22 protein-coding genes are annotated in these 21756 nt (G+C 64.8%); 13 read left to right on the top strand and 9 right to left on the bottom strand.

Features of this window, described 5'->3' with window-relative positions; all coding sequences use genetic code 11:
• The first annotated feature begins 3 nt into the window (after nt 1–3).
• Nucleotides 4–606, top strand: a complete 603-nt coding sequence (locus LQV39_RS13765; RefSeq protein ID WP_230026640.1) for a DUF2946 family protein — start codon at nt 4–6, stop codon at nt 604–606.
• A gap of 34 nt (nt 607–640) precedes the next feature.
• Here LQV39_RS13765 and LQV39_RS13760 read toward each other — a convergent pair whose 3' ends face one another.
• Nucleotides 641–2413, bottom strand: a complete 1773-nt coding sequence (locus tag LQV39_RS13760) for a M48 family metalloprotease (protein WP_230026815.1) — start codon at nt 2411–2413, stop codon at nt 641–643.
• A 97-nt stretch (nt 2414–2510) separates the two neighbouring features.
• Here LQV39_RS13760 and moaC point away from each other — a divergent pair, with 97 nt between their 5' ends.
• From moaC to LQV39_RS13740, 4 genes are all read left to right on the top strand, one after another.
• Nucleotides 2511–3008 carry a cyclic pyranopterin monophosphate synthase MoaC gene (gene moaC / locus LQV39_RS13755; protein WP_230026633.1) on the top strand — a complete coding sequence of 166 codons (498 nt, stop codon included), beginning with the start codon at nt 2511–2513 and terminating at the stop codon, nt 3006–3008.
• Nucleotides 3009–3142: 134 nt separating this feature from the next.
• A complete protein-coding gene (locus tag LQV39_RS13750) occupies nt 3143–3739 on the top strand; it encodes a PEP-CTERM sorting domain-containing protein (protein WP_230026626.1) in 597 nt (198 codons plus the stop codon).
• Between the two features lie 94 nt (nt 3740–3833).
• The gene (locus LQV39_RS13745) at nt 3834–5912 is read left to right on the top strand and encodes a S9 family peptidase (RefSeq protein ID WP_230026620.1); all 2079 of its coding nucleotides are present in this window, start codon (nt 3834–3836) and stop codon (nt 5910–5912) included.
• Between the two features lie 155 nt (nt 5913–6067).
• Complete coding sequence (locus LQV39_RS13740) at nt 6068–6781, top strand: flagellar brake protein (protein ID WP_230026615.1); 714 nt, start codon at nt 6068–6070, stop codon at nt 6779–6781.
• Here the strand turns inward: LQV39_RS13740 and LQV39_RS13735 are convergent.
• The 7 genes from LQV39_RS13735 to recA all read right to left on the bottom strand — a co-directional run bounded on the left by LQV39_RS13735 (nt 6778) and on the right by recA (nt 13617).
• Nucleotides 6778–8241 (bottom strand): O-antigen ligase, encoded by a 1464-nt coding sequence (locus LQV39_RS13735; RefSeq protein WP_230026608.1) that lies wholly within the window; start codon nt 8239–8241, stop codon nt 6778–6780. The two genes, LQV39_RS13740 and LQV39_RS13735, sit on opposite strands and share 4 nt — an antisense overlap.
• Nucleotides 8242–8296: 55 nt before the next feature.
• Nucleotides 8297–8788 carry a prepilin-type N-terminal cleavage/methylation domain-containing protein gene (locus LQV39_RS13730; protein ID WP_290368588.1) on the bottom strand — a complete coding sequence of 164 codons (492 nt, stop codon included), beginning with the start codon at nt 8786–8788 and terminating at the stop codon, nt 8297–8299.
• A 300-nt stretch (nt 8789–9088) separates the two neighbouring features.
• Nucleotides 9089–9970 (bottom strand): succinate--CoA ligase subunit alpha, encoded by an 882-nt coding sequence (gene sucD, locus LQV39_RS13720; protein WP_230026602.1) that lies wholly within the window; start codon nt 9968–9970, stop codon nt 9089–9091.
• Between the two features lie 17 nt (nt 9971–9987).
• A complete protein-coding gene (gene sucC, locus LQV39_RS13715; RefSeq protein WP_230026600.1) occupies nt 9988–11157 on the bottom strand; it encodes an ADP-forming succinate--CoA ligase subunit beta in 1170 nt (389 codons plus the stop codon).
• Nucleotides 11158–11211: 54 nt separating this feature from the next.
• On the bottom strand, nt 11212–11769 hold the full coding sequence (locus tag LQV39_RS13710; protein WP_230026598.1) for a DUF2889 domain-containing protein: 558 nt from the start codon (nt 11767–11769) through the stop codon (nt 11212–11214).
• Nucleotides 11770–12067: 298 nt separating this feature from the next.
• Nucleotides 12068–12523 carry a recombination regulator RecX gene (recX, locus tag LQV39_RS13705; RefSeq protein WP_290368587.1) on the bottom strand — a complete coding sequence of 152 codons (456 nt, stop codon included), beginning with the start codon at nt 12521–12523 and terminating at the stop codon, nt 12068–12070.
• Between the two features lie 20 nt (nt 12524–12543).
• Nucleotides 12544–13617, bottom strand: a complete 1074-nt coding sequence (gene recA / locus LQV39_RS13700) for a recombinase RecA (RefSeq protein WP_230026596.1) — start codon at nt 13615–13617, stop codon at nt 12544–12546.
• A 188-nt stretch (nt 13618–13805) separates the two neighbouring features.
• On the opposite strand from recA, the gene LQV39_RS13695 reads away from it, so the two are divergent.
• Genes LQV39_RS13695 through LQV39_RS13680 form a run of 4 tightly spaced genes read left to right on the top strand, consistent with a single transcriptional unit; the run spans nt 13806 to nt 18421 of the window.
• Entirely contained in the window at nt 13806–14498 is a 693-nt protein-coding gene (locus tag LQV39_RS13695; RefSeq protein ID WP_230026594.1) for a response regulator transcription factor, read from the top strand.
• Nucleotides 14495–16054: a sensor histidine kinase gene (locus LQV39_RS13690; RefSeq protein WP_230026592.1), complete on the top strand. Its 1560-nt coding sequence runs from the start codon at nt 14495–14497 to the stop codon at nt 16052–16054. The genes LQV39_RS13695 and LQV39_RS13690 overlap by 4 nt, the downstream gene beginning before the upstream one ends.
• The gene (locus LQV39_RS13685; RefSeq protein WP_230026590.1) at nt 16044–16352 is read left to right on the top strand and encodes a DUF4212 domain-containing protein; all 309 of its coding nucleotides are present in this window, start codon (nt 16044–16046) and stop codon (nt 16350–16352) included. Before LQV39_RS13690 ends, LQV39_RS13685 begins: the two co-directional genes overlap by 11 nt.
• Nucleotides 16349–18421, top strand: a complete 2073-nt coding sequence (locus LQV39_RS13680; protein ID WP_230026587.1) for a sodium:solute symporter family protein — start codon at nt 16349–16351, stop codon at nt 18419–18421. Before LQV39_RS13685 ends, LQV39_RS13680 begins: the two co-directional genes overlap by 4 nt.
• A 66-nt stretch (nt 18422–18487) precedes the next feature.
• Here the strand turns inward: LQV39_RS13680 and LQV39_RS13675 are convergent, their stop codons facing one another.
• Nucleotides 18488–18790: a hypothetical protein gene (locus tag LQV39_RS13675; protein ID WP_230026585.1), complete on the bottom strand. Its 303-nt coding sequence runs from the start codon at nt 18788–18790 to the stop codon at nt 18488–18490.
• A 28-nt stretch (nt 18791–18818) separates the two neighbouring features.
• Here LQV39_RS13675 and LQV39_RS13670 point away from each other — a divergent pair, with 28 nt between their 5' ends.
• From LQV39_RS13670 to LQV39_RS13655, 4 genes are all read left to right on the top strand, one after another.
• On the top strand, nt 18819–19295 hold the full coding sequence (locus LQV39_RS13670; RefSeq protein ID WP_230026583.1) for a GNAT family N-acetyltransferase: 477 nt from the start codon (nt 18819–18821) through the stop codon (nt 19293–19295).
• Nucleotides 19292–20008: an aspartyl/asparaginyl beta-hydroxylase domain-containing protein gene (locus LQV39_RS13665; protein WP_230026581.1), complete on the top strand. Its 717-nt coding sequence runs from the start codon at nt 19292–19294 to the stop codon at nt 20006–20008. The genes LQV39_RS13670 and LQV39_RS13665 overlap by 4 nt, the downstream gene beginning before the upstream one ends.
• Before the next feature lie 85 nt (nt 20009–20093).
• The gene (locus LQV39_RS13660; protein WP_230026579.1) at nt 20094–20744 is read left to right on the top strand and encodes a phage tail protein; all 651 of its coding nucleotides are present in this window, start codon (nt 20094–20096) and stop codon (nt 20742–20744) included.
• 17 nt (nt 20745–20761) lie between these two features.
• Nucleotides 20762–21742 (top strand): sulfotransferase, encoded by a 981-nt coding sequence (locus tag LQV39_RS13655; RefSeq protein ID WP_230026577.1) that lies wholly within the window; start codon nt 20762–20764, stop codon nt 21740–21742.
• The last annotated feature ends 14 nt before the right edge of the window (nt 21743–21756 follow it).

Genomic DNA, 21756 nt, shown 5'->3' with positions numbered 1-21756 from the left:
CCCATGGACGACATTGTAAAACAGGCCATGGCCAAGTGGCCGAACGTGCCCCATTGCTATGGCTGGCTGGCGCTCGACGCCCGCGGCGCCTGGCGCATGCGCGACGAAGCGGCCCAGCGCGCCCACGCGCCCGGCGACAAGCTCAACAACACTACCCTGGTCGGCTTCATCAACCGCAATTACGCGCGCGACGAGCGCGGCTGCTGGTATTTCCAGAACGGCCCGCAGCGCGTCTATGTGAATCTGGAGGCCACGCCTTTCATCGCGCGCACCGATCCCGCCCATGGATTCGTCCTGCACACAGGCGAAACGATGCCGGCGCCGGAACAGGTGTTCATGCTGGAAGCCGGCAGCATCCTCCTGCGCGCGGGAGAAAAGCTGGCGCAAGTGGACGACCGCGACGTGGCCCAGTTGCTGCAGGCGATGGAAGTGGATGGCCGGAAGGTAGAGGACGAAGGCTTGCTGGCCTGGCTGGAAGGCGGCTCGGGCCGGCTGGCGCTGCGCTGGCAGGGCCGGGAAATCGCTGTGGAACGCCTGGCGGCGAACGAGGCGCCGCAGCGTTTCGGCTTCGTGCAGCGTCCCGATCAGTTAGCAGCCCAGAAATAATCTTTCATCCAGCGCCGTCAGATGAAAGATTCTTTCACTGGCTGCGCTTCTGCAGGCGCTTGTCGAAGGAATCGAAGGCGTCGAAGCCCGAGCGGGTATCGTTGCCGAAGCCCGGCGCAGTGCCGAAGCGGGAACTGGGCAGGGTCTCGGTGCTGGTCTCGACCTTGAACTTCGCTCCGCCATTCGGGCCGGCCGCCCAGTTGTCGCCCCTGTCCTTCTTCTCCTGCTTCTCGTCCTTCTGGCGCTGCTGCAGCTCGCGTTCGCGGGCGTCGATCACGGCCTGGTCGTAGAAGGACACGTCCTGGGCCTTGCGCGCCAGGTTCAGCTGATCGACCGCGGCCGGCACCGCGCCGCTCAAGACATAGGATTCGGCCAGCGCCATGTGCTGCAGTGCGATCTTGCCCTGCGCCGCATAGGTCTTGGCAAGCTGGTCGTAGAGCTTGGGCTCTTCGCGGTACTGCTGGACCTGGTCGCGCAGGAAAGTCGCCGCCTGGTCCAGCTTGCCGGAAGCGATCATCGCATCGGCGTACTGGCGCGCCAGCATGCGCGACAGCGGGAACTTCTGGTGCATGTGCTCGGCTTCCTGCACCGCTTGCGCCAGCACTTCCGGCGGCTGTCCCGGCGCCAGCTTGATCTCGACGCCGAGGCTGGCGAACATGGCCGAGCCATCGGAACCGGTGCGCTCGGCCGACAGCACACCGGGTTTCGGCTTCATCGATCCCCTCGCCTTGTCGAGCCAGCTCTGCGCCAGCTTGAGGTCGCCCTGCTTGAGCGCGAGGAAGGACAGGCCGTACATGGCGGCGGTCTGCTGCTGGGTATTGTCCTGCTTCAGCTGGGTCTCGAAGGCCGCCTTGGTGTCCTCGTGCCCCTTGGCGCTTGGATCCTGCAGCACGCGGGCGCGCGCACGCACCAGGTGGAACTCGATCGCATCCGGCTTGATGTGCCCGGGCTTGGGCGCCTCGCGGATCCGGTTCTGGATGTCGGCAATGCGCTCGCCGGTCAGCGGGTGGCTGGACAGCCAGGCCGGCGCCTCGCCGTACAGGCGGGTGGTGCCCTGCAGGCGCTTGAAGAAGGACACCATGCCGGAGGTATCGTAGCCGGCCGCGCGCATGGTCTGGAAGCCGACCCGGTCAGCCTCGCGCTCGGCGTCGCGGCTGAAATTCAGCTGGCGCTGGATGGCCAGGCCCTGCCCGCCCATCACCACGCCCATCGCCGCATCGGCGCCGCCGCCGGCCTTGCCGACCAGCGCCGCCAGGATCAGCGCCGCCAGCGGCAGCAGCGCATCCTGCTTCTGCTGCCCCAGCATGCGCGCGATATGGCGCTGCTGCACGTGGCCGATCTCGTGCGACAGCACCGAGGCCAGTTCGGACTCGTTCTGCGCCGCGATCAAGAGCTGCGAGTGCACGCCGATGAAACCGCCCGGCAGCGCGAACGCATTGATCATCGGATCGCGCACGGCAAAGAAGAAGAAATCGGCATTGGTCTCGCCGCGCGCGCCCGGCGCATAGGAGACGAGGTTCTCGCCGAAGTTGTTCAGGTACTCGATGATGGCGTCGTCGTCGAGGTAATCGCGGTCGCGCCGGATGTCGTTCATGATCTCCTCGCCGAGCTTGCGCTCGATGACGGGAGACAGGTCGGCGCGCGCGGCGTCGCCCAGCGTCGGCAGGGTGGCGTCGGGCGTGCGCAGCACCGGCGTGGTCGGCGTGGTGGGCGCCGCCAGAGCGCAGGTCGCGGCCGCGCCGAGGGCGATGGCCGTGAGCAGGGAGCGCAAACGACGGCTGTTTCTGGATGGTGAAAGCTGCAACATCGCTGGATTTGGGTTCGATTTCACGGTGATATCATACCTCCTTCCTTGGCCTTGTCACCGCTGGGCTATAAGTCAGTTAACCTTCTTTTAAGACGCCATGAGTAACCAGGATTCGCCATTGACCCACTTCGACGCCACCGGCCAGGCCCACATGGTCGACGTCGGCGCCAAGAAGGACACCCACCGCATCGCCGTCGCCGCCGGCACCATCCGCATGAAGCCGGAGACCCTGGCGCTGATCCAGTCCGGCTCGGCCAAGAAGGGGGATGTGCTGGGCATTGCGCGGATTGCGGCGATCATGGGGGCGAAGCGGACCAGCGATCTGGTGCCGCTGTGCCATCCGCTGCCTATCACCCGCGTTGCTGTCGATTTCCAGGTGGATGCGGCTGGGAACAGCGTGCACTGCCGGGCGCAGGTGGAGACCGTTGGCAAGACCGGGGTCGAGATGGAGGCGCTGACTGCGGTGCAGGTTGGGTTGTTGACTATTTATGACATGTGCAAGGCGGCGGACCGTGGCATGGTGATGAGCAATGTGCGGGTGCTGGAGAAGCATGGGGGCAAGTCGGGGGATTGGACCGCCACTGAAGCTGGGTAAACTGTCGAGAATATTTACACGCCATTGCCCACATTTAAAAAAGGCTTTCCTTTTCAATAACTTAAAACAATGGCACGCTCTTTGCTTCAAGGCCGATAACAAAAATTATTCCACTAGGCAAAGAAAGAGAAACCATGAAAATCCTTTTAGCATCCCTCGCACTCGCCTTTGCCAGCTCGGCCAACGCGGCAGTGATCACTTCGACCAGCGATGCAGCACTGGCTGGCGCAAGCATCCAAACCTTCGACAACGTTGCTGAAGGCTACTACGCTTCACTGTCGCTGCCTGGTGTCACCGTCGTCGGCAACGGCGGCCCCATGCACATCGATAGCGAAAATAGTGCATATGGCATGGGTGGCCGGAGCTTGAACAACTACTTTGGCTCGCCGTCCAGCTTTGATTTGATCTTCGACGCGCCAGTCACGGCTTTCGGCATCTATGGCGGTGCTGTCAACTCGCCTTGGGTTTATACCGCTTATGACGCGGCAGGCGGCGTGCTCGAGACCTACACGACGCCGGGCACCTGTTGCGACCCGATGTTCTACGGATTTGCCAACAACGCTGGCATCGCACGCGTCAATCTCAGCTCGGATGGTGACTGGGTTTTATTCGATAATCTTTACATGGCGACCGCAGTGCAAGCCGATGTCCCCGAACCGGCATCGTTGGCACTGTTTGGCGCCGCGTTCGCCGGCATCGCCAGCGTGCGCCGCAAGCGTACTCGCGGCTGATCCCCGCTGAAACCGGAGCTGCATCGTGCAGCTCCGCCCCTTTCATCCTTTCCACATGTTAAATTGCTTCTTTTTACCGAAGCACGAGGACAGGATGAAAGTACGTACGCTAGCCCTGGCAACCGCGATCGCCGCCACCTTCACCGCAGCGATGCCGATGACGGCCCTGGCCGCAACCACCGGACGCGGTTTCACGGTCGAAGACCTGGTGACGATGGAACGCATCGGCACCCCGGCGGTCTCGCCGGACGGCAGCCGCGTCGTCTACACGGTGCGCAGCACCGACATGGCGAAGAACAAGGGCCACACCGATCTCTACCTGATCGACCTGCGCGCCGCCAACGCCAAGCCGCAGCGCCTGACCTCGGACGCCGCCAGCAGCACCGATCCGGAATGGTCGGCCAGCGGCGACGCCATCTATTACCTGTCCGCGCGCTCGGGTTCCTCGCAGGTCTGGCGCGTGCCGGCCGAGGGCGGCGACGCCACCCAGGTAACGAACATGCCGGTCGACGTCGACGCCTACCGCGTCTCGCCCACCAGTGACCGCATCGCGCTCGGCATGTCGGTGTTCCGCGATTGCGCGGACCTGGCCTGCACCAAGGCCAGGTCCGATGCGAAGGAAAAGGACAAGGCCACCGGCATGGTCTACGACCGCCTGTTCGTGCGCCATTGGGACACCTGGGCCGACGGCCGCAACGCCGTGCTGTATTCGGCCCCCATCGACACCAATGGCCGCGTGACGGCCGCCCCGGTCAGCCTGTCGGGCTCGCTGGACGGCGACGTGCCCTCGAAGCCCTTCGGCGACCGCGAGGAATTCCGCTTCAGCCCGGACGGCAAGACTGTCGTGTTCTCGGTGCGCATCGCCGGCAAGACCGAAGCCTGGTCGACCAACTTCGACCTGTACTCGGTGCCGGCCAGCGGCGGCACGCCGCGCAACCTGACCGCGGATAACAAGGCCTGGGACACCAAGGGCGTGTTCTCGCCGGACGGCCGCACCCTCGCCTACCTGTCGATGACGCGTCCGGGCTTCGAGGCCGACCGCTACCACATCGTGCTGCTCGACCTGGCGACGGGCAAGAAGCGCAAGCTCGCCGAAAGCTGGGACCGCTCGCCGGGCAGCATCCAGTGGACGCGCGACGGCAAGGCCCTGATCGCGGATGCCGAAGACATTGGCCAGCATAAACTGTTCAGCATCGACGTCGCCAGCGGCAAGGTCGCGGCGCTGACCAACAAGGGCTCGATCGGCGGCTTCGACGTGCGCGGCGACACGGTCGCCTTCACCCAGGCCAGCCTGGCCTCGAGCGCCCAGCTGTACGCGATGAAACTGGGCGCCGACAACCCGGTCAAGCTGACCGACGTGAACACGGACAAGCTGGGCGACGTCCGCTTTGGCGAGTACGAGCAGTTCTCGTTCAAGGGCGCGAACGGCGACACCGTCCATGGCTACGTGATGAAGCCCTGGAACTATGAGCCGGGCAAGAAATACCCGATCGCCTTCCTGGTGCACGGCGGCCCGCAGGGCAGCTTCGGCAATGGCTGGAGCTACCGCTGGAATCCGCAGGTGTATGCCGGCGCCGGCTATGCATCCGTGTTCATCGACTTCCACGGTTCGACCGGCTACGGCCAGAAATTCACCGACGCCATCAGCGGCGACTGGGGCGGCAAGCCGCTCGAAGACCTGAAAAAAGGCATGGCCGCGGCCGTGGCGAAATACCCGTGGCTGGACCGCTCGAAAGCCTGCGCGCTGGGCGCGTCCTACGGCGGCTACATGATGAACTGGATCGAGGGTAACTGGCCGGATGGCTTCAAGTGCATCGTCAACCACGATGGCGTGTTCGACACCCGCGGCATGGCTTACTCGACCGAGGAGCAGTGGTTCACCGACTGGGAAAACGGCGGCCCCTACTTCTCGGTGCCGGAAAAGCACGAGCGCTTCAACCCGGTCCTGCACGTGAACAAGTGGAAGACGCCGATGCTGGTGGTGCAAGGCGATAAAGATTTCCGCATCCCGACCGCCCAGGGCCTGTCGACCTTCACGGCCCTGCAGCGCCGCGGCATCGAGAGCAAGCTGCTGGTGTTCCCGGACGAGAACCACTGGGTGCTGAAGCCGGCCAATTCGCTGCTGTGGCACCACACCGTCATCGACTGGCTCGACCAGCACATCAAGCCCTGATTCGATGTGTGTGTGACACAATGCCCGCCGCTGAGCGGGCATTTTTTTGCATGCAGGCTGCGTAAAAATTGCCCCAGTGCTATGATTCTGACTTACCGGCGTTCCTGAATGTTACTGTGTCCGTCGGATGTGAAAGCGGAACCACGGAAAACAACATGAGCGGTATGCAGACGGAGCGGGAACTCGCGCCCAAGGAATTTACATTCGAGTCAATGAACCTGCAGGTCGGCGTACGACTGCAGTTCATTACCTATCGTCGCATCAAGCCAGTGCAGTATTTTTCGACGCTCATCGGCTATGCCAAGGATGAGTACCTGATCGTCAAGGTCCCGCTGGAGAACGGCGTTCCGGTCGGACTGGTCGAAGGCGAACGAATCACCATCCGCGTCTTTTCCGGCATGAACGTGTGTTCCTTTGCCTGCACGGTCCAGCGTGTCTTCGACCGCCCCCTGCTCTACGTCCACCTGTCCTTCCCAGACACCATCCAGGGCACCAGCCTGCGCACGGCGATGCGGGTCAAGGTCGACATCCCGGCCCAGGTCCTGCCGCCGCAGGCCGGCGCCGCGGTCGACTGCACGCTCACCAACCTCAGCGTCAGCGGCGCGCGCATCGAGTCGGCCCGCACCCTGCCGGAAGACGGCGGCGAGATCACACTGGAATTCGGCTTGCCCTCACCGCTCGGCGACGGCGAAATGCGGGTGCGGACGCAGGCGGCTGTCCGCAACGTCAACGCGCTGCGCAAGGAAGCCGACGGCAGCGAGATGTTCGCCTACGGCGTCCAGTTCCTCGATCTCGACCCTGTCCATCACACGATGATTCAGAACCTCACTTATGAGGTGCTGCTGGCGGACCGGCAGAATATCGTCTAGAAGTAGCCGGCTTCCCATAGGCGGGGCCAGTTTCCCTTGTGATTGATGGCCTTTTCGGCAGGCGTCGGCGCCTCACCGCGGGCATGGCGCACGAAGTCGGGCGCCACCGACCATATCAGACCGCATAAGGCTACCACTGCAAGCATGGCGGTGACGATGCGCGTCGCCGGCGATGGCGCCGGTTGAACCATACCTGCATCGAGCGAACGCAGCCAGCCGCCGGCGCAGCCGATGACGAGTGCGATGGCAAGCTGACTCTGTGGCATCACGAGCACGCCCGAAAACAGGCCATCCACAAAGATGGCTGCGCAGGCCATCAGCAAGGTGGCCAGGATCTGCTGGTTGTGCACATCCTCCGCCGCAATTCGTTTACCGCTGCCGGCCAATGCGCGCACGCCCAGAACGACCGCGCTGAACAGGCACAGCAGGGCCGGAACGCCCCACTCGACGCCTATCTGGAACAGCCAGTCGTGAGGGTGGGCGCCAATATAGAGCTTTGCACCTTCATGCGCGAAGTGCTGCGGGCCGACGCCCAGCCAGGGATGGGCAGCAATCAGCTGCAGCGCCAGTTTCCACAGCAGCGTGCGGCCCGAAGACGGGTCGGCCGCAGTGCGCGCCACGACGTTCGATGGCACGCCGATCGACCCCAGGCCGGCGAGCGTGGGCAACAGGATAAATCCGAGCACATAGACGACGACGCCGGCAAGGGCAGTCAGCGCCATCATTTGCAGCAGTGCGCGTGCATGCGAGCGGCGCAGAACGAGGACGGCAAGGCCGGCGGCGCCGAACGCCAGTATAGTGGCGCGCGCTTCGCTGACAAAGAGCAGCGCCCACCAGAACGCGGCCAGGGCAAACCAGGTGCGGCGTATGGTGGTCCTTTTCGGCGCCTGCAGGCACAGTAGGACGATCAGGGGCAGCAGCGCGGTCTGGGTATGGTTCAGGAAGCGGACATTGCTGAAGCCGACGGCCAGCGCATGCATGTCGATCCGCACACCGCTCGCGAGTGCTGCGGCGTACATGAGCACGACGCGCAGGGAATAAAGCAGGCAGGCCACTCCCATGCAGACCAGGACAGTTTGCAGGCCGCCTTTGCCGGTGCGGGCCAGTTCGGCGGCGAGGAGCGCTGCGGCCAGCAGCAGGAGCAGCAGGATCGACCACTCGTAGATCGCATGGCGCAGCGAGAAGGCCATCGACGCCGAGATCGCGCCAAGCATGAAGAAAGTTGCCAGGCACATTCGGGCGGGACGCATGCCGCTAATGGCTTGCGCCGCATCGCGCCCTGCAATGACCGCGCCGGCGAGGATCGCCAGCAGCACGATCTGGACACAGCGCTGCTCATCGTGGCCGGAGCACCACAGGAACGCCACTGCCATGGCGGCGATGAAAAGCAGGGAGAACCAGGGCCGGTCCGAAAATGCGGGAAGAGACAAGCGCGAAACCGGATGTGCGGAGCTGGACATGGATTACCTCATAAAAAAAGCCGCCCGAGGGCGGCTTTCTTGTACTGCGGTCAGATTACGAACCGGACGGAGCATCAACGCTGTTCTTGGTCAGGGTCTGCACTGCGGTCTCGTTGCTCAGACCGGTGCCGGCTGCGATGGTCCAGGTGACGGTGGTGTCGTTCGGGTTCGCGGTCAGGGAGAACTCGCCATCGTCGACGTTTTTACCGATACCGCTAGCAGCGAACTTGGCGGTGATCACGCCGTCGGCGACCGATGCGCTTTGCAGTTCTTTAGTAGCGGTAAAGACCGGGATACCGGTCGGGGTGGCAGCGGTAGTCGTAGTGCAGCCATCTTTTTTACCGCCTTGTTCCTGGATGCAGTTAGCAACTGCGGTTTGCAGGGACGATACCGAGCTCAGAGCCGCGCCAACCTTGGCCTTGATGGTGTAGTTCGAGTAAGCCGGGATAGCGACAGCTGCCAGGATGCCGATGATGGCAACAACGATCATCAGTTCGATCAGGGTGAAGCCGGCTTCGGCTTTCTTCATCATTTTCGGTGCTTTCATGGTATTTCTCCAGTTTTGGTACGACGTTTAAGGGTCACTGCTTGTCCGGGTTACTGCTTGCTTCTGCCCTCTACTATATGCAACCGCCGTGCCAGGTCGTTTCCAGGCAGAATCGTTAGCACCGAGATATCAAAATGCCGTGCCAGCGCCATTTTTTGTCAGTACTACCCTTGCCGTATGACAATTTTTGTCAGCCGGGTATGTCAAAAATTGTCCTGTTGTCGAAAAATGTCACCATGCCGGTAAAAAAAAACGGGGAGCCGAAGCTCCCCGTTTGCATTACTTATTAGAACTGGTCGATTACAGCATGGCCTTCAGCAGGCGAGCCATTTCCGACGGGTTCTTGGTGACCTTGATGCCGCAGGCTTCCATGATTTCCAGCTTGGCTTGCGCGGTGTCGGCGCCGCCCGAGATCAGCGCGCCGGCGTGGCCCATGCGCTTGCCCGGAGGCGCGGTGACGCCAGCGATGAAGCCGACGACCGGCTTCTTCATGTTGTCCTTGATCCAGTGAGCAGCGTTCGCCTCGTCCGGGCCGCCGATCTCGCCGATCATGATGACAGCGTCGGTATCCGGATCGTCGTTGAACATGCGCATCACGTCGATGTGCTTCAGACCGTTGATCGGGTCGCCGCCGATGCCGACTGCCGACGACTGGCCCAGGCCCAGTGCGGTCAGCTGGCCGACTGCTTCATAGGTCAGGGTGCCCGAGCGCGAGACGACGCCGATGCGGCCCTTCTTGTGGATGTGACCCGGCATGATGCCGATCTTGATCTCGTCCGGGGTGATCAGACCCGGGCAGTTCGGGCCCAGCAGCAGGGTCTTCGAACCGGCCTTGGCCATGCGGTCCTTGACTTCCATCATGTCACGGACCGGGATGCCTTCGGTAATGCAGATTGCCAGGTCGAGTTCGGCTTCGACGGCTTCCCAGATCGCGGCGGCGGCGCCTGCCGGCGGCACGTAGATCACGGACACGGTTGCGCCGGTGTTCTGCTTGGCTTCCTTGACCGATGCGAAGATCGGGATCCCTTCGAAGTCTTCGCCAGCTTTCTTCGGGTTCACACCGGCGACGAAGGCTTCACGGCCATTCGCGTAATCGCGGCACATACGGGTGTGGAACTGGCCGGTCTTGCCGGTGATACCTTGGGTGATGACTTTGGTGTCTTTGTTAATCAGAATCGACATGTTATTTCCTTTGCGAATTAGGCTTGGCCAGCAGCTGCGGCGACGACCGACTTCGCTGCGTCTTCCATCGTGTCTGCGGCGATGATCGGCAGGCCCGAATCGGCCAGCATCTTCTTGCCCAGGTCTTCGTTGGTGCCCTTCATGCGGACGACCAGCGGCACCTTCAGCGAGACGGCCTTGGATGCGGTGATCACGCCTTCGGCGATCACGTCGCAGCGCATGATGCCGCCGAAGATGTTGACCAGGATGGCTTTCAGGCCCGGGTTCTTCAGCATGATCTTGAATGCTTCGGTGACCTTCTCGGCAGTTGCGCCGCCGCCCACGTCCAGGAAGTTGGCCGGCTCGCCGCCGAACAGCTTGATGGTGTCCATGGTGGCCATGGCCAGGCCGGCGCCGTTCACCAGGCAGCCGATGTTGCCGTCCAGGGAGATGTAGGCCAGGTCGAATTTCGATGCTTCGACTTCAGCCGGATCTTCTTCGTCCAGGTCGCGGTAGGCGACGATTTCCGGGTGGCGGAACAGGGCGTTCGGGTCGAAGTTGAACTTGGCGTCCAGGGCGATGACTTTACCGTCGCCGGTCACGATCATCGGGTTGATTTCGGCCAGCGAGCAGTCGGTTTCCCAGTAGGCTTTGTACAGGCCTTGCAGGTTGGCGCGGGCAGCGGCGATCGAGCCTTCCGGCACGCCGATCTTGCGGGCGACGTCGTCAGCCTGCGCGTCGGTCAGGCCGATCGACGGCTCGATGACGACGTTGTGGATTTTTTCCGGGTTGCTGTGCGCGACTTCTTCGATGTCCATGCCGCCTTCCGACGAGGCCATCATGACGATCTTCTGGGTCACGCGGTCGGTGACCAGCGAGACGTACAGTTCCTGCTTGATGTCCGCGCCTTCTTCGATCAGCAGGCGGTTCACTTTCTGGCCTTCCGGGCCGGTCTGGTGGGTGATCAGCTGCATGCCCATGATCTGGTTCGCGTACTCGCGCACCTGGTCGATCGACTTGGCGACTTTCACGCCGCCGCCCTTGCCGCGGCCGCCAGCATGGATCTGCGCCTTGACTACCCAGACCGGGCCGCCCAGCTCTTCAGCTGCCTTGACGGCTTCGTCCACGGACATGCACGGAATGCCGCGCGGAACGGTCACTCCGAACTTTCGGAGGATCTCTTTGCCTTGATACTCATGGATTTTCATGCTGGCTTCCCTTCTTCGTTTACTGATGTGAATACGGTTGGATAAATAAAAATACTACCCCGATACCACCTTCAAGGCCCAGCGCGGGTAGTACTTCGCGACGGCGGGGCCGTCGGTGCGCAGCGCATGGCAGCGGTCGAGTTCATATGGACGCTCGGCCGATTGCGCGGCCTCGCGATTTTCCATGGCGTCGTCGGCAAAGGCCTGGATTGCCGCGGTGGGCAGGACCTGTGCCAGCTCGGTCAAGTGGGTGCATCCGAGGACGCCCGACAGGCGGTCCTTCAGGTGCAGCCGGAAATGTTTCATCAGCGACAAGCCGATCAGTTTCTTGTAAGCGGGCGCAATGGTGTCGCAATAACCGGGATAGGGTACGGCATCTGACGAAGCTTCGGCGTCCGCGATGACCATGTCGCGGTCGATCGTGATGCGCAGCTTGAGGTCGTGCACGGGCAGCCCACCCGGACGCTGGCCGGAAGGCAGTTCGATATCGTGGGTCTTGATGTCGCGGATGCAGGCGTCGAGGTCCCACAGCCCATCGTCGCGCGCGTACGCTTCGACGGTAATGGCGCGCGTGTGCCTTAGCTTACGCGGAGCGGGGGATGACAGGGGCATAAACACCAATGCCGGAATGCGGCGAAAAAAGTATGCAGCCGTTGTGCCTGATGCACGTTGCCGCAGCTTCTACGGCAACAACCGCTCTTGCGGCGCTGCTTAAACCATGAAAGTTTAGCACAGGGCGGTGGCGGATGCACCCGGCTGCCATTTCTGTAGGCAGTTTTACAAGGAAGATGGAGAGAATTGTTGCGTTCCAAGCGCACAGCGTCATTCCGCCGTTGAGGAGGTGTGCCTCGCGGTACACCGGCAGATGGCGCTGTGCGCTTGGGCCTCAGCGTTGAAGCATTTTGAGCGGTCAGGACTCGTCCTCGTCGTCCCGTCCCTGCATGGCGCTGCGGATCGCGCCCTGCGAAAAACCACGCGCCATCAGGAAGCGCATTTGTTTACTACGTTCTTCGGCGTCCTGCGGGACCCGGTCGAACTTGCGGCGCCATACTTCGCGGGCGCGGGCAACTTCGGTTTCTTTCAGGCCGGACTTGAGCTCGTCGAGATCCTCGCCCTTCACCCCATGCTGCTGGAGTTCGGCCAGCACGCGGCTGTTGCCGTAGCGTCCGGCACGGCGGTGCACCAGGGATTCGGCGAAGCGTTCCTGCGACAGCCAGTTGTTCTTTTCAAGGAAATCGAGGAGGGCTTCGACATCGTCACCCTCCTCGGCATAGCGAGACAGCTTGCGCCCCAGCTCGAGCCGGCTGTGCTCGCGCATCGAAAGGTATTTCAATGCGCGAGCTTTCAAGCTCAGTACTTGCCTCACCGGAGCGCCAGCATGGCAGATTACTCTTCGCTGGCTGCCGCTGCGACCGGCGCTTCACCGGCAGCCACCGGCGCCAGTTCACGCACGCCCAGGGCGGCACGGACCTTGTTTTCGATCTCGCGCGCCAGGGCCGGGCGATCTTTCAGGAACTGACGTGCATTGTCCTTGCCCTGACCGATACGCTCGCCGCCGTAGCTGTACCACGAGCCCGCCTTCTCGACGATCTTGTTGTCCACGCCCAGGTCGATGATCTCGCCTTCGCGGGAAGTGCCTTCGCCATACAGGATGTCGAAGTGGGCTTCCTTGAACGGCGGCGCGATCTTGTTCTTAACGACCTTGACCTTGGTTTCGTTACCGATCACCTCGTCGCCGGACTTGATCGAACCGGTACGGCGGATGTCCATGCGCACGGAGGCGTAGAACTTCAGCGCGTTACCGCCGGTGGTGGTTTCCGGGCTGCCGAACATGACGCCGATCTTCATACGGATCTGGTTAATGAAGATCACCAGGGTGTTCGTACGGTTGATCGAGCCGGTCAGCTTGCGCAGGGCCTGCGACATCAGGCGGGCTTGCAGGCCCGGCAGGGAGTCGCCCATGTCGCCTTCGATCTCGGCGCGCGGGGTCAGTGCCGCCACCGAGTCGATGACCACCAGGTCCACGCTGCCCGAGCGCACCAGCGCGTCGGTGATTTCGAGGGCCTGCTCGCCGGTGTCCGGCTGCGAGATCAGCAGCTCGTCCAGCTTGATGCCCAGCTTCTGCGCATAGGTGACGTCCAGCGCGTGCTCGGCGTCGATGAAGGCGCAGGTGCCGCCCAGCTTTTGCATCTGGGCGATGGTTTGCAGGGTCAGCGTGGTTTTACCCGAGGATTCCGGACCGTAGATCTCGACGATACGGCCGCGCGGCAGGCCGCCGACGCCCAGGGCGATGTCCAGGCCCAGCGAGCCGGTGGACACGGTCTGCACTTCCTCGACCGGCGCATTGGCATCCATGCGCATGACCGAGCCCTTGCCGAATTGCTTTTCGATCTGCGCGAGGGCTGCTGCCAGCGCCTTGCCCTTCTCTGCTGCGTTTACTGCGGATTTTTTGTCGTCCATAACTTTCTTTCTGTCCTAGAGTGAACCAAGATAAGGGCCGCTCGCGCGATTTCAATAGGAAGTACTGTATAAAATCCCAGTGGTTTTGGCAAGCGATATTTACCGATGTTTGAGGCAATCGACACGTTGCGAAAGATCACACACAATATGCAAGTACATAAAGTCTAACGAGCAACCGAGGGGACACCATGCGTATTTTACTAGCCGAGGATGATAGCGTACTCGCCGATGGCCTGACGCGCTCCCTGCGCCAGTCCGGCTATGCCATCGATTGCGTCAAGAACGGCCAGGATGCCGACACCGCACTCTCGACCCAGGAGTTCGACCTCCTGATCCTCGACCTCGGCCTGCCGAAGCTGTCCGGGCTCGACGTGCTGCGCCGCCTGCGCGCGCGCGGTTCCCTGCTGCCGGTGCTGATCCTGACGGCCGCCGACTCGATCGAGCAGCGCGTGGGCGGCCTCGACGCCGGCGCCGACGACTACATGGCCAAGCCCTTCGCTCTGTCGGAACTGGAAGCGCGGGTGCGCGCCCTCACCCGGCGCGGCCAGGGCGGCGGCTCGACCGTGATCCGCCACGGCCCGCTGGCCTACGACCAGGTCGGCCGCAGCGCCTACATCGACGACCAGATGCTGGACCTGTCGGCGCGCGAACTCGGCCTGCTCGAGATCCTGCTGGCGCGCACCGGGCGCCTGGTGTCCAAGGAACAGCTGGTCGATCACCTGTGCGAATGGGGCGAGGAAGTGTCGAACAACGCCATCGAGGTCTACGTGCACCGCCTGCGCAAGAAGATCGAAACCGGCGGCATCCGCATCGCCACCGTGCGCGGCCTGGGCTACTGCCTCGAGCGCTATTCCGACGGCGCGCGCAAGACCGCCCAGTGAAATCCCTGAAGCGGCGCCGCGCACCCGAGCCCGTCGCCGGCTACGACACGGCGCTCGAGCCCGCGCTCGAGCCCGTCTATGTGCCGCCGCCTCCCGAGGCCGAAGAAAGCATCCAGCACTCGCTGTTCGGCGAGATCCTCGACTGGATGCTGGCTCCGCTGCTGCTGCTGTGGCCGATGAGCATCGCCATTACTTACCTGGTGGCGAAATCGATCGCCAACCAACCCTTCGACCATGCGCTGGAAGACAGCGTCACGGTGCTGGCCCAGCAGGTCAAGGAAGTGAACGGCAAGGTGGTGGCGCGCCTGCCCGGCAGCGCGCGCGACATCCTGCGCGCCGACGACGTCGACAGCGTCTACTTCCAGATCACCGGACCGCGCAACGAAGCCATCGACGGCGACCGCGAACTGCCTCTGCCGCCGCTCGAGGACGCCGAGCGCAGCGGCCGCGTCCACTTCCGTAACGAGAGCCTGCACGGCACGCCGGTGCGGGTCGCCTATGCCTGGGTCAAGCTGCAGCCGCTGGCCGAGGCGGGCCCGGCCAGCCCTGAACCGCGCCTGGCCCTGGTGCAGGTGGCGGAAACGCTGGAAAAGCGCGCCCAGCTGGCCAACGAGATCATCAAGGGCGTGATCCTGCCCCAGTTCATCATCCTGCCCGTGATCCTGGCCCTGGTGTGGTTCGCGCTGTCGCGGGGACTGTCGCCGCTGGCCCAGCTGCAGGAGCGGATCCGCGCGCGGCCGCCGGACGATCTGTCGCCGATCGATTCGCGCCAGGTGCCGGAAGAGATCTCACCGCTGGTGGGGTCGCTGAACGACATGCTGGCGCGCCTGGCGCACACCATCGACGCCCAGAAGCGTTTTATTGCCGACGCCGCGCACCAGATGAAGACCCCGCTGGCCGGCATGCGCATGCAGTCGGAACTGGCGCTGCGCCAGGTCGATCCGGACGAGATCCACCGCTCGCTGGAGCAGCTGGCGAAGAGTTCGGAATCGGCGACGCGCCTGGTGAACCAGTTATTGGCGCTGGCGCGCGCCGAGAACCAGCCGCATGCCGGCCTGGCGCTGGAGCCGCTCGACCTGGCGGCGCTCGCGCGCAGCGTGGTGCAGGACTGGGTGACGGCGTCCTTCGTCCACGAGATCGATCTCGGCTACGAAGACCCGGACGGCGCGGTGGAAATCGCTGGCAGCAGCATGATGCTGCGCGAGCTGCTGTCGAACCTGATCGACAACGCGCTGCGCTATACGCCGGCGGGCGGCAGCGTCACCGTGCGCGTGCGCAGCGATGGCGAGCTGGCCCTGCTCGAGGTCGAGGACACCGGCCCCGGCATTGCACCGGGCGAGCGTCCGCGCGTGTTCGAGCGCTTCTACCGCATCCTCGGCTCCAGCGCCTCCGGCTCCGGCCTCGGGCTGGCGATCGTGCGCGAAATCGCGCAGCAGCACGGCGCCGAGATCGAGATCTTCAACAACCCGCGCAGCATCCAGAAAAAATACCCGGGCAGCCTGTTCCGCCTGACCTTCCCGCCACCGCCCGCACCACCTGATACCGATGCCGACTGACAGCGCCTCCACACCTCCCTCGCCGCCGCGCGAACGCATCCTCGCCGCCCGCGCCAGGCACTGGCAGCGCACGCGCCGCCTGGTTCTGGTCCTGCTCGCGCTATGGCTGGCGACCGGCTTCGGCACCGTGTTCTTCGCGCGCGACCTGGCCCATTTGTCGGTGTTCGGCTGGCAGCTGTCCTTCTACCTGGCGGCCCAGGGCGCCTCGCTGATCTACCTGGCCATCCTCGGCGTCTACGCCTGGCGCATGCGGATGCTCGACCGCGAATTCGTGCGCATGCTGAGGGACGGCGCGTGAACACGAACAAGAGCAAGAACCGCAGCTACTTCCGCCGCCTGTCGCGCTACTACCTGTGGTTCACGGCCTGCCTGGCCCTGTTCCTGGTGGCGCTCACCATCCTCGAAAACGAGGGCATGCCGCGCCAGTGGATCGGCCACCTGTACATGTTCGCCACCATCGTGCTGTACGCGATCATCGGCGTGGTGGCGCGCACCTCGAACGTGTCCGAATACTACGTGGCGGGGCGGCGGGTGCCGGCCCTGTTCAACGGCATGGCGACGGCGGCCGACTGGATCTCGGCGGCCAGCTTCATCAGCCTGGCCGGCACACTGTATCTGCACGGCTTCGACGCGCTGGCCTATGTGATGGGCTGGACCGGCGGCTACTGCCTGGTGGCGCTCCTGATCGCGCCCTATTTGCGCAAGTTCGCGCAGTACACGGTGCCGGACTTCCTGGCGGCGCGCTACGGCGGCAGCGGGGGTGGCGCCGGCGGCGGCAACGTGGTGCGGGCGCTGGCGGTGAGCGCCACCATCGTGGTCTCCTTCACCTACGTGGTGGCGCAGATCTACGCGGTCGGCCTGATCGCCTCGCGCTTCACCGGCGTCGATTTCTCGGTCGGGATCTTCCTCGGTCTGGCTTCCATCCTCGTTTGCTCCTTCCTGGGCGGAATGCGCGCGATTACCTGGACCCAGGTGGCGCAATACATCATCATCCTGGTCGCCTTTTCGATTCCGACCGTGTGGCTGTCCATGAAGTTTGCCGGCAATCCGGTGCCGCAGGTGGCCTACGGCTCGGTGCTGCCCAAGCTGGCCAAGCGCGAAGCCCAGCTGGCGCAGGATCCGCGCGAACTGGAAGTGCGTGCGCGCTTCCAGGCCAGGGCCGACGAATACGCAACGAAGCTGGCCACGCTGCCGCAATCCTGGGAAGCCGGCCGCATCGAAGTCCAGCGCCGTCTCGACAAGGCGCGCGCCCGCAATGCCTCGCTGGGCGAGGTGCGCAACGCCGAGCGCGAGCTGATCGCCTATCCGCGCACCGCCGACGAAGCCGCGCGCATCTGGGTTGAACAGCGCGCGGCCAACCTCGCGCGCGCCCAGCCGCCCGAGCCGCACGCCGAGCCCTTCCCCGGCAAGACCAGCGAGGAGTCAAGCCAGCGCCGCAACAACTTCCTGGCGCTGGTGTTCTGCCTGATGTTCGGCACCGCCGCCCTGCCCCACATCCTGATGCGCGCCTACACCACGCCCTCGGTGCACGAGACGCGGGTGTCGGTGTTCTGGACCCTGTTCTTCATCCTGCTGATCTATCTGACCATGCCGGCATTGGCCGTGCTGGCCAAGTACGACATCTACACCGCGCTGGTCGGCAGCGACTTTGCCAAGCTGCCGACCTGGGTCTCCTACTGGGCCAACGTCGACAAGGCGAATCCCCTGATCAGCATCGCCGACATCAATGGCGACGGCATCGTGCAGCTGGCCGAGATCGCGATCGACGGCGACGTGCTGACCCTGGCCACGCCGGAGATCGGCGGCCTGCCCTACGTGATCTCGGGCCTGGTGGCGGCCGGCGGCCTGGCGGCGGCGCTGTCCACCGCCGACGGCCTGCTGCTGGCGATCTCGAACGCGCTCTCGCACGACATCTACTTCAAGATGGTCGACCCGGGCGCCTCGACCCAGAAGCGGGTCACGATCTCGAAACTCCTGCTGCTGGCGGTGGCCTTCATTGCCGCCTACGTGGCCTCGCAGAAGCCGGCCGACATCCTGTCGCTGGTCGGCGCCGCCTTCTCGCTAGCGGGTTCAACCTTATTTCCGGCGCTGGTGGCGGGCGTGTTCTGGAAGCGCGCCAACCAGGAGGGCGCGATCGCCGGCATGCTGGCCGGCTTCTTGGTGTGCGTCTACTACATGCTGCACACGAACCCGATCCTGGGCGGGAACGCGGACAGCGCCTGGTTCCATATCGCGCCGATCTCGGCCGGGGTGTTCGGGGTGCCGGCGGGCCTGGCCGTGCTGGCCGTGGTCAGCCTGCTGACGCCCGCGCCGCCGCGCGAGACCATCGGGCTGGTCGACCATATCCGGGCGCCGGAGGAAGTGTAAAAATGTATCATCGCGGTGGCGAACAAGCATATCGGCAAGGACGCGCCGATCCGCTGAGCGCCGGCTTCAGGAAAACAGGATCTCGTACTGCGGGCGGCCGGGCGGCGCGCCGGCCTGGGCCAGCACCGGCACGATGTTCAGCAGATGCTCGCCGATGGCCGGATGCGCAAGGAGGTAGTTGTCCTGTGCCAGCGTGACCTCGGTGGGGCCGTCGAAGACCAGCGACAGCGGCGTGCGCAAATGGTCCGGCAAGCCGCGGCGCGGGCGCTCCACGGCCTGCGCCAGGGTCAGGACAAAGGGGCCGTGCGAAGTGTGGACGGTGAAGCCGGCGCCGATCAGCGCTTCGAACTGTGCGAGAGAAAATTGCATGAACTATTCCTCGAATGACGACGTGACTATGCTACCGCCTTCCATGCTGTTGCGGCCAGCGCTGGATGCCGACGCCGCCTTCCTGCAGGCCTTGTACGCCTCCACCCGCGAGGACCTGCGCCTGCTGCCGCTGCCGCCCGCCCAGGTCGGGCAGCTGATCGCCATGCAGCAGCGCATCCACGAAGACGGGCGCCGCGCCGCCTGGCCGCATGCCGAGGTGATGATCCTGGAGCAGGACGGCGTCGCGGCCGGCAAGGCCGTGCTGGACACCATGGGAAGCGACTGGCGGCTGGTCGAACTGGCGCTGCTGCCGGCACTGCGCGGCCGCGGCCTCGGCGCCGCGCTGCTGGCCGCTTTGCAGGCGCGCGCCCGCGCGCACGGCGCCAGCATCGGCCTGGCGGTCCTGCGCAGCAACGCGCCCGCGCTGCGCCTGTACCAGCGCGCCGGCTTCGTCATCACCGGCGGCAACGAGCTGCAACACCAGATGGTCTGGCCGGCGCCATGAGCGAAGCCACCCGCTGGCTGCGCCTGCCGCCCGTGTTCGAGCTTGCACGCCTGCAGGCGGATCTCGATACCGCCCTGGCCTCGCACTGGCAGGCGCACTACAACGACCGCGCCTACCGCGGCGGCTGGACCAGCATTGCCCTGCGCTCGGCCAGCGGCGGCGCCGGCGACATCGACGCGCGCGAAGACGCGGACTTCAGCGACACCGGCCTGCTCGGCTGCTGCCCGTATTTTCAGGAAGTCCTCGACAGTTTTGACTGCGAAAAGAAGGCGGTGCGCCTGATGGCGCTGGCGGCGGGAGCCGAGATCAAGCCGCACCGCGACCGCGGCGGCTCGCTCGAAGACGGGCTGGCGCGCCTGCACATCCCCATCGTCACCGATCCGGCGGTCGTGTTCACGCTCGACGGCGAAGACGTGCATTTCGGCGCCGGCGCCACCTGGTACATGAACGCCAACTGCCTGCACGCGGTCCGCAACGGCAGCGCGCGCGAACGCGTGCACCTGGTCCTCGACTGCGTCCCCAACGCCTGGCTGCTGGCCCTGTTCGCGCGCAGCGGCTGGCGGGCCGCGCCGGCGCCGAAATACGGCGACCCGAACATCACCGACGCCAACGCCGCCGAGGTGATCGCCCGCCTGCGCGCCACTGCTCTCCCCGCCGCAACAGCCATGGCGGACCGTCTCGAAAAAGTACTTTTTGATGGTGACAAGAAGTAATTTACGGTGCTAGGATGACTTTCCGGTTCACAACCTTAACTTAAAAACGAAGGGGGATGGCATGGAGGCATACATTGGAACGATCATGGCCGTTGGTTTCAACTTTGCGCCGCGCGGCTGGGCCATGTGCAATGGGCAGATCCTGTCGATTGCGCAGAACACGGCCCTGTTCTCGCTGCTCGGCACCACCTATGGCGGCAACGGCCAGACCACCTTCGCCCTGCCGGACCTGCGCGGGCGCACGGTGGTCGGCGCCGGCCAGGGCAACGGTCTCAGCCCCGTCGTGCCGGGCCAGGTCTGGGGCACCGAAAACACCACGGCGATCGTCAACGGCAGCGGCTCGGTGACCATCGACGCCGCCCACCTGCCGAAGCACACCCACCCGGTCAGCATCGCGGCCAGCCAGCTCGGCGCCACTTCCACCCTGAACGTCACCACGACGGTCGGCACCGCCACCCCGATCGAAGGCATGGCCCTGGGTTCGGGCGGCGCCGGCGGCCCCGGTTCGGCCAACATCTACGTCGGCGGCGGCGTCACCCCGAACGTGGCCCTGAACGCGAGCAGCGTCACCACCAAGCTCAACGGCCAGATCGACACCGCGACCGGCGAGAACGCCGGCGGTACTGGCGCGATCCCGGTGCCGTTCACCGCCAGCACCCAGGTCGGCGTGACCCAGCCTTCGCTCGGCATCAACTACGTCATCTGCCTGGAAGGCATCTACCCTTCCCGTAACTGAACGGTAAGGACCCGGTCGTGGCGCGCAGCGGTTCGGCACTGATGGAAAGCGGCTGGCTGCGCGCGCCGGCCCTGGATGCGGCCGGACTGGCCTCGATGCGCGGCTGGTTCCCGGTCGCGCTCGACGGGCAGAGCGTCAGCTGGCGCCACCTGCCCGCGCGCTTTACCGAGCCCTTTTTCGGCGACACGCTGCGCGCCCAGCCACGCGAAGAACGGCGGATCAGCCATACGCCCTACGAACGGCTCGCCGACATTGGCGAGACGCTCGCGCCGCGCCTGTTCATCTTTCACAGTTCGCGCTGCGGCTCCACGCTGCTGGCGCAGATGCTGGCGGCGCTGCCGCAATGCGTGGTGCACTCCGAGCCGCCGGTGCTCGACGACTTCTTCAACCACCACGGCGGGCAGCCGCATGCGCAGGCCGTACCGCTGCTGCGCCGGCTCGTGGGCGCCCTCGGCCAGCGCCGCGCTGCCTCCGAGACCCATTACATCGTCAAGCTCGATTGCTGGCACATCCGCCATCTGCCGCTGCTGCGCGCGGCGTTTCCGGACACGCCTTTCTGGTTCCTGTACCGCGAGCCGGCCGCGATCCTGGCCTCGCACCGCCGCCAGCGCGGACCGCAGATGGTGCCCGACCTGGTGCTGCCGCCCGACATCGGCGCCGGCATCGAAGCATGGGACCTGGAAGGCTATTGCGCCGCCGTGCTGCGCCACATTTTCAGCGAAGCGCTGGCCCATGCCGGGCAGCTGCGCCTGCTGGACTACCGCCAGCTGCCGTCGGTGGTGTGGGAAGAACTGCTGGCGGAACTGGGGCTTGCGCCAACGCCGCAGCAGCGCGAGGCACTGCAGGCGCGTGCAGGCTTCCACGCAAAGGCGGGCGCCCGCGCCTTCAGCGGCGACCCGGCCGCGGCGCAGGACACGCCGCCGCACCTGCCGCAATTGCTGGCCATGCTGGCGCCGCTCTACGCGCAGCTGGAAGCGCGGCGCCTCGCGGGCGCCTGAGAAGGCGCCCGCGC

It is taken from the genome of Massilia sp. Bi118 (assembly GCF_918697865.1).
GTDB lineage: Bacteria > Pseudomonadota > Gammaproteobacteria > Burkholderiales > Burkholderiaceae_D > Telluria.
Note: the sequence above shows the minus strand (reverse complement) of the source record. Positions and strands in the feature narration are given on the sequence as shown.

Coding starts and splice junctions, on each gene's coding strand:
- sucC (WP_230026600.1), bottom strand. CDS start 11,157: ATGAAAATCCATGAGTATCAAGGCAAAGAGATCCTCCGAAAGTTCGGA.
- LQV39_RS13695 (WP_230026594.1), top strand. CDS start 13,806: ATGCGTATTTTACTAGCCGAGGATGATAGCGTACTCGCCGATGGCCTG.
- LQV39_RS13765 (WP_230026640.1), top strand. CDS start 4: ATGGACGACATTGTAAAACAGGCCATGGCCAAGTGGCCGAACGTGCCC.
- recA (WP_230026596.1), bottom strand. CDS start 13,617: ATGGACGACAAAAAATCCGCAGTAAACGCAGCAGAGAAGGGCAAGGCG.
- LQV39_RS13760 (WP_230026815.1), bottom strand. CDS start 2,413: ATGTTGCAGCTTTCACCATCCAGAAACAGCCGTCGTTTGCGCTCCCTG.
- LQV39_RS13735 (WP_230026608.1), bottom strand. CDS start 8,241: ATGTCCAGCTCCGCACATCCGGTTTCGCGCTTGTCTCTTCCCGCATTT.
- LQV39_RS13675 (WP_230026585.1), bottom strand. CDS start 18,790: ATGCAATTTTCTCTCGCACAGTTCGAAGCGCTGATCGGCGCCGGCTTC.
- LQV39_RS13665 (WP_230026581.1), top strand. CDS start 19,292: ATGAGCGAAGCCACCCGCTGGCTGCGCCTGCCGCCCGTGTTCGAGCTT.
- LQV39_RS13730 (WP_290368588.1), bottom strand. CDS start 8,788: ATGAAAGCACCGAAAATGATGAAGAAAGCCGAAGCCGGCTTCACCCTG.
- LQV39_RS13745 (WP_230026620.1), top strand. CDS start 3,834: ATGAAAGTACGTACGCTAGCCCTGGCAACCGCGATCGCCGCCACCTTC.
- LQV39_RS13740 (WP_230026615.1), top strand. CDS start 6,068: ATGAGCGGTATGCAGACGGAGCGGGAACTCGCGCCCAAGGAATTTACA.
- LQV39_RS13750 (WP_230026626.1), top strand. CDS start 3,143: ATGAAAATCCTTTTAGCATCCCTCGCACTCGCCTTTGCCAGCTCGGCC.
- sucD (WP_230026602.1), bottom strand. CDS start 9,970: ATGTCGATTCTGATTAACAAAGACACCAAAGTCATCACCCAAGGTATC.
- LQV39_RS13685 (WP_230026590.1), top strand. CDS start 16,044: ATGCCGACTGACAGCGCCTCCACACCTCCCTCGCCGCCGCGCGAACGC.
- LQV39_RS13670 (WP_230026583.1), top strand. CDS start 18,819: ATGCTACCGCCTTCCATGCTGTTGCGGCCAGCGCTGGATGCCGACGCC.
- LQV39_RS13660 (WP_230026579.1), top strand. CDS start 20,094: ATGGCCGTTGGTTTCAACTTTGCGCCGCGCGGCTGGGCCATGTGCAAT.
- moaC (WP_230026633.1), top strand. CDS start 2,511: ATGAGTAACCAGGATTCGCCATTGACCCACTTCGACGCCACCGGCCAG.
- LQV39_RS13710 (WP_230026598.1), bottom strand. CDS start 11,769: ATGCCCCTGTCATCCCCCGCTCCGCGTAAGCTAAGGCACACGCGCGCC.